The organism is Streptomyces sp. NPDC028907 (assembly GCF_055564995.1).
In genome coordinates this window covers 866962-883045 of sequence record NZ_JBVHVE010000002.1, presented here as the reverse complement: position 1 = coordinate 883045, position 16084 = coordinate 866962, and the positions used below count along the sequence as shown (strand labels likewise).

Genomic DNA, 16084 nt, shown 5'->3' with positions numbered 1-16084 from the left:
CGCGGGCGAAAGATCAGCCCTTCACCGCACCGGTCAACATGCCCTTCTTGAAGTGCCGCTGGACGAAGGGAGACGCGACCGCGACGGGGATCAGCGCGAGGACCATGACGGCCATCTGCAGCCCCAGCGAGGAGAGCTGACCGGTACGCACCGCCTGCTGGAGGCCCGTCGGCGCCTCGGTGTTCTTCTGGACCAACTGGATGAGCACGTTCTGCAACGGCATCATCTGCTGGTCGGTGAGATAGATGGAGGCGTTGAACCAGGCACTCCAGTACCCGACCGCGTAGAACAGCGAGATGACGGCCAGCACAGCCCGCGACAGCGGCATGATGATGGTCAGCAGAATCCGCAGGTCACCGGCCCCGTCGATGCGGGCCGACTCGGTCAGCTCGGGCGAGATCCCCATGAAGAACGCCCGCAGCACAAGGATGTTGAAGACGCTGACCGCACTCGGCAGGATCAGCGACAGATACGTGTCGGTCAGCCCGAGCGACTGCACCAGCAGGTACGTCGGAATGAGCCCGGCGCCGAAGAACATGGTCGCCATCATGGTCATCAGGAAGAACCGGTGCCCCAGACTGCCCGGCCGGGACAGTCCATAGGCCGCGAGCACCGACACCGCCATGGAGAACAGCGTGCCGACGAGCGTGACCCCGACCGAGACCATGATCGCCCGGCTGACCTGGCCGCCGCTGAGCAACTCCGTGTAGTTGACGAAGGTGATGCCCTGCGGGATGACCACGAGGCCGCCGACCCGGTCGATCACCGGCTTCGGGGAGAGGCTGGTGACGATCACGATCCACAGCGGACCGAGCACGCCCAGGCAGCACAGGACCAGCAGGCCGCCCTTGGCGGTGAGTCCGGCCTTGCTGGGCGGCTCCTCCCACACCGGGCGGGCGGGCGCCTTGAGACTGCGGATGAGCTGCGTGTTGAGGCTCACTTCTTGTACACCCCCTGCTCGCCGAGGAGGTGCGCGAACTTGTTCGCGCCCAGGACGAGACAGACTCCGATGGCTCCCTTGACGAGGCCGACCGCGGCCGCGTAGCTGAAGTCGCCGTTCTGGATACCCATGTTCCACACGTAGGTGTCGAGGACCTCGCTGGCCCCCGCACCGACCGCGTACCGCTGGAGCAGGAACTGCTCGAATCCGACGCTCAGCGCGTCACCCACCCTCAGGACCAGCAGCAGTGCGATGACCGGGCGCAGCGCGGGCAGCGTGACGTGCCACATGCGGCGCCAGCGTCCGGCGCCGTCCATGGCGGCGGCCTCGTACAGGTCGGTGCTGACCGCGGCCAGCGCCGCGAGGAAGACGATGATCCCCCAGCCGGCGTCCTTCCAGACGGCCTGCGCGGTGACCAGGTACTTGAAGAGGTCCGCGTTGGTCATCAGGTCGAAGCCGCTCCAGCCGTGGTCCTCCAGGGTCTGGGCGATGATGCCCGCGCCGCCGAAGATCTGCTGGAAGACGGTGACGACGAGGACCCAGGAGAAGAAGTGCGGCAGATACATGATCGCCTGCGCCACGGCCCGCACCCGGGGCCGGATCACGCTGTTGATGAGCAGCGCGAGGGCGATCGGGACCGGGAAGAACAGCACCAGCTGGAGCACGAACAGCACGATCGTGTTCTTCGCCGCGCTCCAGAACAACGGGTCGTCGATCATCCGCGAGAACTGCTCCACGCCGACCCAGGGGCTGTGGAATATCGCGGTGACGCCGTTGCTGGAGACGTACGGGTCGTAGTCCTGGAAGGCGACGACGTTGCCCAGCAGAGGGACGTAGTTGAAGAGCAGGAGCAGGACCATGACGGGCAGCGTCATCAGGATGAGCGCGCGGTCGCGGCGCAGCCGGACCCGAAAGGGCACCTTGCCCGCCTTGCCCGCCTTGCGCGGCACCCGGTCCTTCGCCACCGCGGCGGCGACCGCGGCCGTCGGTTCCTCGACGGCCGCGGGGGGACGAGTCCCGTCGGGCCTGCTCCCGGCCGTGAGAGACATCAGTTGCCGCTGCCGTTCTTGTCGATGAGCTCCTTGTACCAGTCGCGCAGCTTGTCGCCGCCGGAGGACTTCCAGGTGGAGATGGCCTGCTGCACGTCGGACAGCTTCCGGTTGCCGCGTACGAAGTCGATCTCCAGCTGCTCGAACTGGCTGGAGAGGTTGGCGTAGCGGGACGGCTCGACGATGTTCATGCCGAACGTGGACGTCTTCTTCATGAAGGCACCCATCCGCTGCTGCCACTCCACCTGCTTGCGGGCGATGTCCGGGAGGTCGGGGTGGGCGAAGTAGGCGGCCGGCGCGGCCAGCATCACCCAGGCGTTGAGCACCTGGGAGTTGCCCAGGTCGTTCTTGACCGGGACACCGTCCTTGACCGTGTAGTGGGTGCCCTCGACGCCGTAGTCGACGAGCATCCGCTCCTTGGTGCCATAGGGCGCGGCCGCGAAGTTCGCCGCGGCCAGCGCGTTCTCGACCGTCTCCTTCGAGGCGCCCTTGCGGATCAGCGACCAGATGGTGGCGGGCTGGGACGCGTACAGCGTCGGGTTGCCGCCGTCGGCGCCGAAGATGTCCATGGCCTCGATCTGGAGATCCGGGTTGGACTGGGCCTGTTCGGAGGCCTTCCCGTACCAGTCGGCGATGTTGGTGTTGTAGACCAGGATCTGCCCGGCGGTGAACCGCTGGCCCTGGTCGCCCGTGCGCGCCTTGTCGTCGGGGTGGACCACGCCCGCGTCGAACAGCTTGCGCGTCCACTCCAGGGCTTCCAGGTACTCGGGCTGCTCGATGCGGTACGTCAGCTTGCCGTCGTCCCCGATATCCCATCCGACCGTCCCGGAGCTGCGGACACCGAAGAAGCTCCAGGCGGACCAGTTCATGTCGCCGCAGGCCCACACCTTGGCCTTGGCGCTGGTGGCCTCCTTGGCCCAGCTGAGGAACTCGTCGGGCGACTTGGGAACCGAGTAGCCCTTCTTGTCGAAGAGGTCCTTGCGGTACAAGGGCGCGATCCAGTTCGCGGTGGCGGCCGGCATCGGAATGCCGCGCAGCGCGCCGCCGAAGATGGACATGCGCCAGGCGTCGGAGGGGATGGCGGCCAGGTTCGGGTACTTCTTGACCTTGTCGCCCGCCAGGTAGGGGCCGAGATCCATGAACTTCGCGGTGACCGCGTTCGCGATCTTCCCGACCAGCTCCCAGCCCGGCACGACCACCATGTCGGGTATGGAGCTGGAGGCCAGGACGGCGCCGAGCTTCTCGCCGTAGGTGTTGCCGTCCTGGTTCTGCCAGGTGACCTTGGTGCCCGCCGCGGAGTCCAGCGCCGTGTAGTAGGGGTTCCCGGGCTTCGGCGGAGAGCCCCAGAACGGGGACATGATCTTGATGGGGGCGCCGGTGCCGAGCTTCTTCGGGACCGAGGTCTTCAGGGCCGCGAGGTCGACCTTGCCGGTGTAGCCGGCCGCCGAACCGTTCTTCGACGGCAGATCCGGCGTGGCGACCGCGCTGGCGACGAACGTCGGGAGCAGCTTGCCCGCCTCCTTGCCCGACGTGGCCCCCTCCCGTGAGCCTGAGTCCGAACCGCCGCAGGCGGCGAGCAGCGGCATTCCACCGGCCACCGCTGCGGTGGCGACCGCAGTGGAGGCTAGGAAGCTTCTCCGGCTGGGTCCGGAGGGGGCGGAGTCGGCGTTCGGCGTCATTGCGTCAACCCTTCATGGCGCACCTGGACACCCGGCGGTGGGCCGTCGGCTGCGGTGTCTTAAGTGGAACTGGCTGAGCTGAAGCGATCCTGCGACCACGTCCGAGGGGCACCCCGGAAGCGGGCGAGCCTCGTGGTCGAAGTAGTCGAAGCGCTTCGATGTTGCTGCGAGGTTAAGTGAAGGCATGGGGGCGCACAAGGGTCGATTCCAAGATTCCTCCGAGGTGCGGAGGATTCGACCGCCGTCTTACGGCACTTGAAATAACGGTCAGGAGTCGGAGTTGTTGCGCCGGGGTGTCTTGACACCCGCCCCTGGATCGAATCAGCATCGAAGCGCTTCGAAAGTGCCCCGCCGCTCCATCGCAAAGGGAACACCACGTGACCGCACAAACGCCGCCTACGCCGCCGTTCCGTGATCGGCGACTGCCGTTCGCGAAGCGCATCGACGACCTTCTGTCGCGGCTCACGCTCGACGAGAAGATCGCCTTCCTGCACCAGTTCGCGCCGGCCGTCGAACGGCTCGGCATCGACGCGTTCCGCACCGGGCAGGAGGCCCTGCACGGAGTGGCCTGGATGGGTCCGGCGACCGTGTTCCCGCAGGCGATCGGGCTCGGCGCCACCTGGAACACCGAGCTCGTGCGCCGGGTCGGCGAGGCCGTCTCCAAGGAGACCCGAGCGATGCGCGCCCGCGACGACCGCGTGGGACTGAACGTCTGGTCCCCCACCGTCAACCTGCTGCGCCACCCCCTGTGGGGCCGCAACGAGGAGGGCTACTCGGAGGACCCGAAGCTCACCTCGGCCATCGCCGTCGCGTACACCCGCGGCCTGCGCGGCGACCACCCGACGTACTGGCGCACCGCGCCGGTCCTCAAGCACTGGCTGGCCCACAACAACGAGACGGGCCGCGACGTGACCTCGTCCTCGGTCCGCCCGCGCGTCCTGCACGAGTACGATCTGCGCGCCTTCCGCGAGACGGTCGAGGCGGGCGCGACGGCCGGGGTGATGCCGGCGTACAACCTGGTCAACGGCCGCCCCAACCACGTCTCGCCGTATCTGCGCGAGCACCTGCGCACCTGGACCGACGAGGAGCTGCTGGTCTGCTCGGACGCGGGCGCGCCCTCCAACCTGGTCGACTCCGAGCACTACTTCGACACCCACGAGGAGGCCACGGCCGCCTCGCTGCTGGCCGGCGTCGACAGCTTCACCGATCACGGCACCGACAACTCGAAGATCACCGCACGGGTGCGCGGCGCCTTCGACAAGGGGCTGCTGACGGAGTCGGACATCGACACCGCGGTGCGCCGTCAGCTCTCGGTGCGCTTCCGGCTCGGCGAGTTCGACCCGGAGTACGACCCGCACGCGCTGACCAAGGACTTCGACACACCGGCCCACCGCGCGCTCGCCCAGGAGACCGCCGAACAGTCGGTCGTGCTGCTGAAGAACAGCGCGGGACTGCTGCCGCTCGCGCCGGACACCCGGATCGCCGTGGTCGGTCTGCTCGCCGACGAGTGCAAGCTCGACTGGTACAGCGGCACGCTCATCCACCGCTCCACCCCGCTGGAGGGCCTGTACGAGCGGTTCGGCGCGGACCGGGTGGAGTTCGCGGAGGGCGTGGACCGGGTCCGGCTGCAGACCTCGGCCGGAACCTTCCTGCACGTCCCCGAGGCCGAGGCCGACGGCGAGGTGCGCGGCGCCGAGGGCGCCCTCGACCCGGCCCTGCTGGCCGGCCGCACCGATCTGCCGCCGCTGACCACCGACCCGGTCGGCACCGAGTTCGCGCTCGTCGACTGGGGCGAGGGCGTGCTGACCCTGCGCGCCCCCGACGGCCGCTATCTGTCGGTCGCCGACGACGGCCGTGTCCGCGCCTCCGCCGACCAGCCCGGCGGCTGGGTCGTCCAGGAGACGTTCCGCCTGGAACCGCACGAGAACGGGCACCTCCTGAGGCACATCGGTACGGGTCGCCACGTCTCAGTCGCCGCCGACGGCGTGCGGGTTGCCGAAGCGGATCCGGAATCTTTCCAGCTCATCGTCGTCGAAAGCGGCGAAGACGCTGTAACCCGGGTCACTGCGCAGGCGGACGTGGTCCTGGTGGTCGCGGGCAACGACCCGCACATCCACGGCCGCGAGACCGAGGACCGCGCGACGCTGCGCCTGCCGGACCACCAGGAGCGCCTGCTGCGCGCCGCCCGCGCCGCCAACCCGAACACGGTCCTGGCGCTGGTCTCGGCGTACCCGTACGCCGTCGATCACACGGCCCTTCCGGCGCTGCTGTGGATGTCCCACGGCGGCCAGGCGGCCGGCACCGCTCTCGCTCGCGTCCTGGCCGGCGATGTCTCCCCCGCGGGCAGGCTCCCGCAGACCTGGTACGCCGACGACAGCGACCTGCCCGACCTGCTCGACTACGACGTGATCGGCAGCCGCCAGACGTACCTGTACTTCGAGGGGACCCCGCTGTTCCCGTTCGGCCACGGCCTGTCGTACGCGGCCTTCTCCTACGCCGACCTCGCGACCCGCACCACGGACGACTCGCTGCACGTCTCCTTCACGGTCACCAACACGGGCGATGTGCCGGCCGACGAGGTGGCCCAGCTCTACACCCGCGCCGTGGACCCGGCGGTGCCGCGCCCGCGCCGTGAGCTGGTGGCGCACAGCCGGGTGCGGCTGGCCCCCGGCGAGCGGACGGAGCTGGGCTTCGAGGTCCCGCTGTCGGCCTTCGACTTCTGGGACGTGGCACGAGGCGACTGGCGCCGCGAACCCGGCCCGTACGAGGTGCTGGCCGGCGCGTCCAGCGAGGACGTCCGGCTGCGGTCGACGGTGATCCTGGACGGCGAGGCGTCCGCCCCGCGTCCGGTGCTGCGCCGCGGACTGGACGCGGCCGACTTCGACGAGCAGAGCGGCGTCGCGATCGTCGACCGTACGCGGACGGCGGGCGACGCGGTGACGCCGGCTCAGGGCAGGTCGGGTGAACTGGTCTACCGGGACTGCGACTTCGAAGGCGGGGTCACCGCGGTGACGGCGGCGCTCTCCGGCGAGGGTGCGGTCGAGGTGTCGCTGGACGGGGGCGCGGTGCTCGCCGTGCTGACGAACGCGCCGGGGGACGGCGCGAGCCCGTACGACTACGCGACGAAGCGCGCCGAGATCATCGCCGAGGGCGTCCGGGACGTCCACCTCAGGCTGCGCGGGCCGGTGCGGCTCGCGCACGTCGGCTTCTCCGGTTGAGGGTCCGGAAGGAGCCGATGTAAGGAAGAGGCCCGGCACCGGAAGGCATCGGTGCCGGGCCTCTTTCGGAAAGCCTAACTGAAAATGGATCCCATTTACTAGAGTGCGAGACCGGTGAGGACGAGCACCCGCTCGTAGGTGTAGTCGTCCATCGCGAACTTCACACCCTCCCGGCCCACACCGGACTGCTTGGCGCCGCCGTACGGCATCTGGTCGGCACGGTAGGAGGGGACGTCGCCGATGACCACGCCGCCGACCTCCAAGGCCCGGTGAGCGCGGAAGGCGGTCTGCAGGTCGTGGGTGAACACACCCGCCTGGAGGCCGTACTTGGAGTCGTTGACGGCGGCGAAGGCGGCGGCCTCCCCGTCGACCTTCCGCACGGTGAGGACGGGCCCGAAGACCTCCTCGCAGGCGAGGGTGGTGTCGGCGGGTACGTCGGTGAGGACGGTCGGCGCGTACGAGGCACCGTCCCGCTTGCCACCGGCGAGGAGCACGGCCCCGGCCGCGACGGCCTCGTCGACCCAGGCCTCCACGCGCCGGGCGGCGTCCTCGCTGACCAGCGGACCGACGTCGGTCGCGTCGTCGCTCGGGTCACCGGTGACCTGGGCCTCGACGGCGGCGACGATACGCGGCAGGAGCCGGTCGTACACGGAGGCGTCCGCGATCACCCGCTGCACGGAGATGCAGGACTGGCCGCCCTGGTAGTTGGAGAAGGTGGCGATACGGGTCGCGGCCCAGTCGAGGTCCGCGTCGGAGGCGTAGTCGGCGAGCACGACCGCCGCGCCGTTGCCGCCCAGCTCCAGGGTGCAGTGCTTGCGCGGCACCGAGTCCATGATCGCGTAGCCGACCTTCTCGGAGCCGGTGAAGGAGATGACCGGCAGACGCTCGTCCTGGACCAGGGCGGGCATCTTGTCGTTCGGCACCGGCAGGATGCTCCAGGAGCCGGCCAGGAGGTCGGTCTCGGCGAGGAGTTCACCGATGACGAGCCCGGAGAGCGGGGTGGCCGGGGCGGGCTTCAGGATGATCGGCACACCGGCGGCGATGGCCGGAGCGATCTTGTGGGCGCACAGGTTGAGCGGGAAGTTGAACGGCGCGATGCCCAGGACGACGCCCTTGGGGAAGCGCCGGGTGAGGGCGAGCCGTCCCTGACCGCCGAGGTCGGTGTCGAGTCGCTGGGCCTCGCCGCCGTTGAACCGGCGGGCCTCCTCGGCCGCGAAGCGGAAGACGGACACGGCACGGCCGACCTCGCCCCGGGCCCACTTCATGGGCTTGCCGTTCTCGGCTGAGATCAGCCGGGCGATCTCCTCCGTCCGCTCGGCGAGCCGCCGGCTGACGTGGTCGAGGGCCGCGGCACGCGCATGGGCCGGGGTCGCGGCGAAGTCGTCGCGGACGGCGTACGCGGCGGCCACGGCCTCCTCGATCTGCGCGTCCGTCGGCACGCTCACCTTGCCGACGACCCGCCCGTCCCACGGGGAGGTCACATCAAAGCCGTCGTCGCCGCTGACCTGGCGGCCGGCGAGCCAGAAGGCGTGGCTGGCTGCCACATTTTCCATTGGCATCTCGTTTTCCCGGCCCTTCCGCGTTCGGGGGTGTCCTGGTGTGTCGTCGTCCACGGTAGGGGCGCCGGGGCGGAAGGGTGTTTGTCCGCGGTGTAGTGGTGCCGGTGGCGGGTGCGCCGGATTGGCGGAGAGCGGGAGGGGGCCGTGCGGCTACCGCGTCCGGACAGCGGCGTTCCGGCTCAGGAACAGCCACAGCGAGACCAGCAGCACCGTGCCGAGGCACCAGCTGGCCACCACGTCCAGCGGCCAGTGGTAGCCGCGCCGGACCAGCCCGAAGCCGACGCCGAGGTTGAGGGCGGCGCAGAGGGCGAGGAGTGCGCGGCGGGTGAACGCGGAGGTCAGCCACGGCAGTAGGAGCAGGGTCGCGGCGCCGTAGGCGATGACGGCCGTGGCCGTGTGGCCGGAGGGGTAGTAGCCGGTGGCGGGCGGTACGACGGGGGTGCCGGGGCGGTCGGTCAGCAGCTTGAGGGGGACCACCAGCACCGGGACCAGTGCCATGAGAAGGGCCCCCGACGCGGCCGGCAACCACCAGTGGTGTGTACCAATGCGGCGATGCCGCCAGGTGGCGTACCCGAGGGCGAGGGCCAGGACCGGTACCGCGACGGGCACATTGCCCAGGTCGGCGAGGAGTTCGGAGAGCCGGTCCGGGTGGGCCAGGGTCCGACTGAGCGCGGCGTCGGCGTCCAGCAACGGGCCGGCGCTCACCACCTGCCAGGTGATGAGCGCGAAGAGAAGGGCGGGCAGCCCGAGAAGGAGGAAGAGGGAGGTCGGCCGCCCCGGAACAGGGGGGGTGGTTCCGGGGCGGCCGTCCGGATCGGATCGTCGCACGCCCCGGGGGGTTTGGGGCGGGCGACTGTCCGATCGGTGAGGAGATCCGGAGCCGGAAGCTCCGGGTGTGTGCGCGAGGGCACGACCAGGTCGAAGCTGGGGAGGCCTCGGCCCGATGTCGCCCAGAGTCCCCTCTGGGCGGGGTGTATCTCTCATCTGGTTAGAACCTACGACAGGGCGATGGTGTCAGCCAGACGGAATCGCGTCCTGACATCCACCTCGCACACCTTCTTCACACGCTCTGACGGTAGCCGCCCCAGCCCCGGAATCGCGAGCGCTGACAGGGCTGGGGCGGGTGCGGTTCCCGGGACCCGGAATCCGTCGTTCACCAGTGGTTTCGCTGTGGCCTCAGATGCGGGTGAAGGCCTGCTCGATGATGTCGAGGCCCTCGTTCAGCAGGTCGTCGCCGATGACCAGCGGGGGCAGGAAGCGCAGCACGTTGCCGTAGGTGCCACAGGTCAGGACCAGCAGGCCCTCGGCGTGGCAGGCCTTGGCCAGCGCGGCGGTCGCCTCCGGGTTGGGCTCCTTGGTGGCGCGGTCCTTGACCAGCTCGATGGCGATCATGGCGCCGCGGCCGCGGACGTCGCCGATGATGTCGAACTTGTCCTGCATCGCGGTCAGGCGGGCCTTCATCGTGGCCTCGATCGCCTTCGCCTTCGCGTTGAGGTCGAGCTCCTTCATCGTCTCGATGGAGCCGAGCGCACCGGCGCAGGCCACCGGGTTGCCGCCGTAGGTGCCACCGAGCCCGCCCGCGTGCGCGGCGTCCATGATCTCGGCGCGGCCGGTGACGGCGGCGAGCGGCAGACCGCCGGCGATGCCCTTCGCGGTCGTGATCAGGTCGGGCACGATGCCCTCGTCCTCGCACGCGAACCACTGACCGGTACGGCAGAAGCCGCTCTGGATCTCGTCGGCGACGAAGACGATGCCGTTGTCGGCGGCGAACTTCCGGACGGCCGGCAGGAAGCCCTTCGCGGGCTCGATGAAGCCGCCCTCGCCGAGCACCGGCTCGATGATGATCGCGGCGACGTTCTCCGCGCCGACCTGCTTGGCGATCTGGTCGATGGCCTGCGCGGCGGCCTCCGGACCGGCGTTCTCGGCACCGGTCGGCCAGCGGTAGCCGTAGGCCACCGGCACGCGGTAGACCTCGGGCGCGAACGGGCCGAAGCCGTGCTTGTACGGCATGTTCTTCGCCGTCAGCGCCATCGTGAGGTTGGTCCGGCCGTGGTAGCCGTGGTCGAAGACGACGACGGCCTGCCGCTTGGTGTACGCACGGGCGATCTTGACGGCGTTCTCGACGGCCTCGGCGCCGGAGTTGAACAGCGCCGACTTCTTGGCGTGGTCACCCGGGGTGAGCTCGGCGAGGGCCTCGGCGACCTCCACGTAGCCCTCGTACGGGGTGACCATGAAACAGGTGTGGGTGAAGTCGGCGAGCTGGGCGGAGGCCCGGCGTACGACGGCCTCGGCGGAGGCGCCCACGCTGGTCACGGCGATACCGGAACCGAAGTCGATGAGCCGGTTGCCGTCGACGTCCTCGATGATCCCGCCGCCCGCGCGCGCGGTGAACACGGGCAGCACGGAGCCCACGCCCCGCGCGACCGCGGCGGTACGGCGGGCCTGCAGCTCCTGCGACTTCGGGCCGGGGATGGCGGTGACGACGCGGCGCTCCTGCGGAAGTGCGCTCATGAGGGGCTCCTGGGGTTCTGCTGATGGGGCTGTTGCGGACTTCTTGTCTTCTCTTTTCTCGCAGGCTAGGGCGGGGAGCGGGGCGTCGGCATGCGCCATGTGGGCGTTGTCAGGAGCGGCGGTTGTCCGTGGTGGACATAGCGACTCCGGGCGGCGGCCGTGCCGGTCGGGGCATCTCCGGGCGTTCCGTCGGCCGTGTAAGCGGTGAACTCCCCAGGAGAGGGCGTTAGATTGACTCGCTGATGGTGGATGGACCGGCTGGTCAGGGGAAGAGGGCGATGGACAGCGAGGGTGCGCAGGAGGCGCGAGGCACGCATGCGAACCCGGTACCGCGTCCGGCGAGCCCACCGGAGGTGCCGCCACTGCCGCCACGGCCGGCGCACGCTCCGGACCGGCCGACACCATCGGGAACCGCCGACTGGCTGAACGAGCCCCGTCCCGAGACCCGGCTCGGAATCTGGCGGCTGGGTTACCGGCCGCCCAAGGGCGCGGATCGACAGCAGCGGCTCAGCCCGATGACGATCGTCGGCATGGTGATCCCGGCAGTCGTCGGGCTGATCATCTGGTCTCTCTGGCTGCGTGGCGCGGTTCCGTACCAGTGGGCACCCCTGCGGCTGGTCACGCCCGACGACTGGTGGGAGACCGCGACCGAGATCAACGCCAAGCCCGGCGGGTGGGGCATTCAGGCCTTCATCGCCTACCGGGGCATCTCCCTCGCCCTGCTCGTCTGGGCCATGGCCCGTCTCGGCAGCTGGGGCAAGGCGTTCCGCTACTACTTCGCCCGCAAACCGCAGCCCCGGCGGGCCGCGCTCACCGCTCTGTGGGCACTCGTGGCGCTGGCACTCGTGTTCCCCAGCGCGTTCCCGGGTGCCTTCTGGGACCCCGTCCCGGTCGTCGACCCCCTCCTCAACCTGACCGTCGCCCTCTCCCAGGGCTACGAACTCCTCACGTCGCCGCTGTTCGTCTACAGCCTGTACGCCGTCATCACCTTGCTCGTGCTCTGGCCCTTCGCCCGGGTGGGCGACTGGCGGGCCTACGCCAGGGAGCGGCTCGCCGGCCGCCGGTCCGCGGGCGCGGACGGATCCGCGCAGCCGGCTCTCGTGCCGCCCGCCCAGTGGCCGGCCCTCCGCGACGCCGGGCAGCACCAGGCCGCCGACGTGCTCGCCGCCGAGGTGCTCGCCGGGCGGATGAACGACGTGGACTGCGCGCGCATCGAGAACGGCTGGGTCCGCGCCCGGCGCCAGGGTCGACTCGCCGCCTTCACGGACACGGTGCTGCGCCAGGGTGCCGCCGCGTTCACGCATCCTTCCGGCGCCCGCGACCTCCCCGGCAGGGCCGCCCGCCACGACTTGCTCACCGGGCAGGTACGCATCGGACGTTGGGCCGCCGCAGAGCGCACCCCGTCGGCGTACGACGGCGCGGGCGCGGCCCTCGGGCCGGCGGTCCTCGGCACCTCGCTGCTGCTCGTCGGACCGTCGGGAGCGGGCAAGACCCGGCATGTGATCGCCCCGGTGGCCGAGTCCCTCGCGCTGCAGTGCCTCACCGGCAGTTGTGCCGTCGTCGTGGTGTGCGGGGCGGGCACGCCCGTGGGGGCGGACTCGTCGTACGACGTGGTGGTGCGGATCGGCGACCCCGCCTCCGTGCACGACCTCGACCCGTACGCGGACGCCACCGACCCCGACGAGGCGGCCGGGTTCCTCGCCGAGGCGCTGGCCGGGGACCTGGAGACCGTCGGGGTCGAGCGCGCGGCCACGGCCCTGGCCCAGCTCCTGGGCCCTTACCGGGCCGCGTACGGCCGCTTCCCCGCCCTGCCGGTGCTACGTGGGTTGCTGGAAGGGGACCCTACGGCCCTCTCCGGTCTGCGCGAGCGGCTGGCCGACGACCATCACGCGGCGATGCGCCGCGAGCTCGACGCCCGTCTGCGCCAGGCCGGTACACCCAACGACCCCGCTCCGGCGCTCGCCGACCGGCTCGCCCTGTTGGACCGGCCGGTCTTCGCCGACTTCTTCGGCTCGGGTGGCGGCACGATCCGCCCGTTCTCGCTGCGCGCCGTCACCCACCATCCCCTTCGCGTCCGCATCGACCTGCCCGAACACGGACAGGAACAGGTCGCCCGCCTGATCGCCCGGCTGGTACTGGCCCAGTTCACGGGGGTCGTGCGGGAAAACTCACGCGACCACTTCGTCAGCCTCGTCCTGGACGACGCCACTGGAACCGTCACCCCCACGTCGGTACGGCGGATCCAGCGGCTGCGTTCGCAGAACGCAGGTGTCGTGCTCGCGCTGCGCACGGTCTCCGACGTGCCGGAGGCGCTCCACGGGCCGCTGTACGGGGCGGTCGGTTGCCGGATGGCCCTGGCCGGGGTCACGACCTGGGACGGCGGCCGTTTCGCCGATGCCTGGGGCACGGAGTGGGTGGAGGCCAGGGACGTCGCCCAGCACACCGTGTTCGCCGATCAGCCGATGACCCGGGCCATGCACGCCCTGCGCAAGCTGGTGACCGGCGAGGCGGTGACGACGGAAGCCGTCACCGTCCGACAGGTCGAGCGCGAGCGCTGGTCGGCGTCCGAGTTGGCCCACTCGGTGCCGCCCGGGCACGCGGTGCTCTCGCTCACCGGCGTGGACGGTGAGCACGCGCCGCCGTTGCTGGTGGATCTGCGGGGTTAGGTCCGGGCTTCAGGTCACCCCATGACCGTACGGTGAGGCAGAATCATCACAGGCTGTTCATACATGGCGGCCAAAAGATCACAACGATCACACCGACCTGAAGGTCCCATGCCACCCACGCTCGCCTCGCTCGTCCATCACTCCGCGCTGAAGCTGACCGTGCGAGCGGGCGAGGACCGCCTGGACGTGCCCGTGCGCTGGGCGCATGTCAGCGAGCTCGCCGACCCGGTCCCCTACATGGAGGGCGGGGAGCTGCTGCTGATCACCGCTCTCAAGCTGGACGCGGAGAACCCGGACGCGATGCGGCGCTATGTGCGGCGGCTGGCCGGGGCGGGGGTGGTCGGGCTCGGCTTCGCGGTCGGCGTCAACTACGAGGAGATCCCCAAGGCGCTGGTCGAGGCGGCGGACGCGGAGGGCCTGCCGCTGCTGGAGGTGCCGCGCCGTACGCCGTTCCTCGCGATCAGCAAGGCCGTGTCGGCGGCCATCGCGGCGGATCAGTACCGGGCGGTGACGGCCGGGTTCGCGGCGCAACGGGAGCTGACCAAGCAGGCGCTGACCGACGGCCCGGAAGGGCTGCTGGCCGCGCTGGCCTCGCAGGTGGACGGCTGGGCGGCGCTGTACGACGCCTCCGGTGCCGTGGTCGCGACGGCGCCGGAGTGGGCGGGGCGGCGGGCGGCCCGGCTCACGGCGGACGTGGAGCGGCTGCGGGAGCGGCCCGCGCCGGCGTCGTCCGTGGTCGGCGGCCCGGAGAACGAGGACCGGGTCGAGCTGCACAGCCTGGGCACCGGCCGCCGCGCCCGCGCCGCGCTGGCCGTGGGCACGGCGTCCGCACTCGGCACGGCGGAGCGGTACGCCGTCCACTCGGCCATCGCACTGCTGACCCTGACCACCGAGCGGTCCCGGTCCTTGCAGGCGGCCGAGCAGCGGGTGGGCGCGGCGGTGCTGCGCATGCTGCTCGCGGGCGAGCCGGATCACGCACGCGCCGTGGCCGGAGACCTCTACGGCGGGCTCCTGGACGCCCCCTTCCGTGTCATCGTCACCGAGGCGGCGTCGGTGTCGGCGGCGCGGGTCGTCGACACCGCGGCGCGCGAGGCGCTCCCCAAGGCCGCCGCGACCTCCGCCGCCGCGCTGGTCGCCGCCACCGGCACGAACGGCGATCCGCTGGGCGCGCTCACCGAGCTCGTGGAGTCCGCGGCGGCCCGGGCCGGGGAGGCGGTGCTGGTCGTACCGGAGGGCGAGGGGGAGACGGCGCGGCTGGTGGTGCTCGCGACGGACGGGGGCGCGGCGGTGACGGCGTGCACGCAGTACGCGGCGGCGTTGGAGGCGGCGCGTTCGGATGCCGTACCCGAGCAGCCGGGTGCCGACGACGAGGAACTGGTCATCGGCCTGTCGGCCCCGGCCGGGCCCATCGCAGCCGCGGCGGCCTACAAGCAGGCCGAGCAGGCGCTGTCGGTGGCGCGGCGGCGCGGGCGGGTGTGCGTGGAGCACGAGCAGTTGGCGGCAGGGTCCGTGCTGCCGTTGCTCGCGGACGACGCGGTGAAGGCGTTCGCGGACGGGCTGCTGCGCGCGCTGCACGAGCACGACGCGACGGGCCGCGGCGACCTGGTGGCCTCCCTGCGGGCGTGGCTGTCACGGCACGGGCAGTGGGACGCGGCGGCCGCGGACCTGGGCGTGCACCGGCACACGCTGCGGTACCGGATGCGGCGGGTGGAGGAGATCCTGGGCCGGTCGCTCGATGACGCGGATGTGCGGATGGAGCTGTGGCTGGCGTTGAAGGCGACGTCGTCGGAGTAGCCGACCCGGATTCCGCCCGGCCGCCGGCCGAAGCAGCCGTCGAACGTCCGCTGGGACTCCCGGCCGCCGTACCGGTCCGGTCGGGGGTTCAGGGCCCACAGGAGTTCTCGGGGCTAGCGCTCCTCTCCCGCGGCCAGCTCGGCCGCCGCCTCGTGCATGGCCAGTTCGAGCAGTGACGGGTCCGTGAGGGTGCCCGTGCCGTCCGGGGGGACCAGCCAGCGGACGGCGCCGATGGAGCGGCCCGGGTAGGGGACGACGATCCAGGTGCCGGCTCCTGCCGTACGGATGCCGGTGCCGAGCCAGCGGGCAGCCGTGCCGGGCGGCACGAAGAAGCCCATGCGCGAGTCGCCGAAGTCGACCAGGACCGGGCCCGGTTGGTCGAGGATGCGGGTGAGGACGTCGAGGGTCGGATAGCCGAGCTCGCCCGGCAGGATGAGTACGTCCCAGGCCTTGCCGGCCGGCAGCAGCGCCACCCCTAGAGGGTTGCGCTCCCACTCCCAGCGACAGGCCTCGGGATCCGGTGCGGCGGATGCCAGCCACTCGACCGCCGTCTTCGCCCCTGTCATGACGGTGACCTCCCTTTTCTTTCGTGGACGCCGATCGCGTCACGAGGGAGAGGGAGGTCACCCGGCATGCATTACGCGGGTTTTCGCCGCCAGTTCGCGGTG

Annotated in this window: 10 protein-coding genes; 3 read left to right on the top strand and 7 right to left on the bottom strand. The window is 71.0% G+C overall.

Annotated elements, in window-relative coordinates; genetic code table 11:
- Nucleotides 1-13: 13 nt before the first annotated feature.
- From ACZ4UU_RS08520 to ACZ4UU_RS08510, 3 genes are read right to left on the bottom strand one after another with little or no spacing between them, the layout of a single operon-like run.
- Nucleotides 14-940: a carbohydrate ABC transporter permease gene (locus tag ACZ4UU_RS08520; protein ID WP_468037693.1), complete on the bottom strand. Its 927-nt coding sequence runs from the start codon at nucleotides 938-940 to the stop codon at nucleotides 14-16.
- A complete protein-coding gene (locus ACZ4UU_RS08515) occupies nucleotides 937-1989 on the bottom strand; it encodes an ABC transporter permease (protein ID WP_468037691.1) in 1053 nt (350 codons plus the stop codon). The genes ACZ4UU_RS08520 and ACZ4UU_RS08515 overlap by 4 nt, the downstream gene beginning before the upstream one ends.
- Nucleotides 1989-3668, bottom strand: coding sequence for a type 2 periplasmic-binding domain-containing protein (locus tag ACZ4UU_RS08510; protein ID WP_468037689.1), 1680 nt, complete (start codon nucleotides 3666-3668; stop codon nucleotides 1989-1991). The genes ACZ4UU_RS08515 and ACZ4UU_RS08510 overlap by 1 nt, the downstream gene beginning before the upstream one ends.
- Nucleotides 3669-4045: 377 nt before the next feature.
- Between ACZ4UU_RS08510 and ACZ4UU_RS08505 the strand changes: the two genes are divergently transcribed.
- Nucleotides 4046-6886 (top strand): glycoside hydrolase family 3 C-terminal domain-containing protein, encoded by a 2841-nt coding sequence (locus tag ACZ4UU_RS08505; protein WP_468037687.1) that lies wholly within the window; start codon nucleotides 4046-4048, stop codon nucleotides 6884-6886.
- Between the two features lie 98 nt (nucleotides 6887-6984).
- On the opposite strand, the gene ACZ4UU_RS08500 is transcribed toward ACZ4UU_RS08505, so the two are convergent.
- From ACZ4UU_RS08500 to gabT, 3 genes are all read right to left on the bottom strand, one after another.
- Entirely contained in the window at nucleotides 6985-8439 is a 1455-nt protein-coding gene (locus ACZ4UU_RS08500) for an aldehyde dehydrogenase family protein (protein ID WP_468037686.1), read from the bottom strand.
- Between the two features lie 156 nt (nucleotides 8440-8595).
- Complete coding sequence (locus ACZ4UU_RS08495) at nucleotides 8596-9429, bottom strand: phosphatase PAP2 family protein (protein ID WP_468037684.1); 834 nt, start codon at nucleotides 9427-9429, stop codon at nucleotides 8596-8598.
- Between the two features lie 192 nt (nucleotides 9430-9621).
- Nucleotides 9622-10956, bottom strand: coding sequence for a 4-aminobutyrate--2-oxoglutarate transaminase (gabT, locus tag ACZ4UU_RS08490; RefSeq protein WP_468037682.1), 1335 nt, complete (start codon nucleotides 10954-10956; stop codon nucleotides 9622-9624).
- A gap of 278 nt (nucleotides 10957-11234) precedes the next feature.
- Here gabT and ACZ4UU_RS08485 point away from each other — a divergent pair, with 278 nt between their 5' ends.
- Both ACZ4UU_RS08485 and ACZ4UU_RS08480 read left to right on the top strand, forming a co-directional pair.
- Nucleotides 11235-13622 (top strand): type IV secretory system conjugative DNA transfer family protein, encoded by a 2388-nt coding sequence (locus ACZ4UU_RS08485; RefSeq protein ID WP_468037680.1) that lies wholly within the window; start codon nucleotides 11235-11237, stop codon nucleotides 13620-13622.
- Between the two features lie 108 nt (nucleotides 13623-13730).
- Nucleotides 13731-15416 carry a PucR family transcriptional regulator gene (locus ACZ4UU_RS08480; protein ID WP_468037678.1) on the top strand — a complete coding sequence of 562 codons (1686 nt, stop codon included), beginning with the start codon at nucleotides 13731-13733 and terminating at the stop codon, nucleotides 15414-15416.
- Nucleotides 15417-15529: 113 nt separating this feature from the next.
- On the opposite strand, the gene ACZ4UU_RS08475 is transcribed toward ACZ4UU_RS08480, so the two are convergent.
- Complete coding sequence (locus ACZ4UU_RS08475) at nucleotides 15530-15982, bottom strand: bifunctional DNA primase/polymerase (RefSeq protein ID WP_468037677.1); 453 nt, start codon at nucleotides 15980-15982, stop codon at nucleotides 15530-15532.
- Nucleotides 15983-16084 lie beyond the last annotated feature (102 nt).

Bases quoted from the DNA above. Each gene is read 5' to 3' on its own strand.
- ACZ4UU_RS08475 (WP_468037677.1), bottom strand. From the start codon at position 15,982: ATGACAGGGGCGAAGACGGCGGTCGAGTGGCTGGCATCCGCCGCACCG.
- gabT (WP_468037682.1), bottom strand. From the start codon at position 10,956: ATGAGCGCACTTCCGCAGGAGCGCCGCGTCGTCACCGCCATCCCCGGC.
- ACZ4UU_RS08480 (WP_468037678.1), top strand. From the start codon at position 13,731: ATGCCACCCACGCTCGCCTCGCTCGTCCATCACTCCGCGCTGAAGCTG.
- ACZ4UU_RS08510 (WP_468037689.1), bottom strand. From the start codon at position 3,668: ATGACGCCGAACGCCGACTCCGCCCCCTCCGGACCCAGCCGGAGAAGC.
- ACZ4UU_RS08495 (WP_468037684.1), bottom strand. From the start codon at position 9,429: ATGAGAGATACACCCCGCCCAGAGGGGACTCTGGGCGACATCGGGCCG.
- ACZ4UU_RS08485 (WP_468037680.1), top strand. From the start codon at position 11,235: ATGGACAGCGAGGGTGCGCAGGAGGCGCGAGGCACGCATGCGAACCCG.
- ACZ4UU_RS08500 (WP_468037686.1), bottom strand. From the start codon at position 8,439: ATGGAAAATGTGGCAGCCAGCCACGCCTTCTGGCTCGCCGGCCGCCAG.
- ACZ4UU_RS08515 (WP_468037691.1), bottom strand. From the start codon at position 1,989: ATGTCTCTCACGGCCGGGAGCAGGCCCGACGGGACTCGTCCCCCCGCG.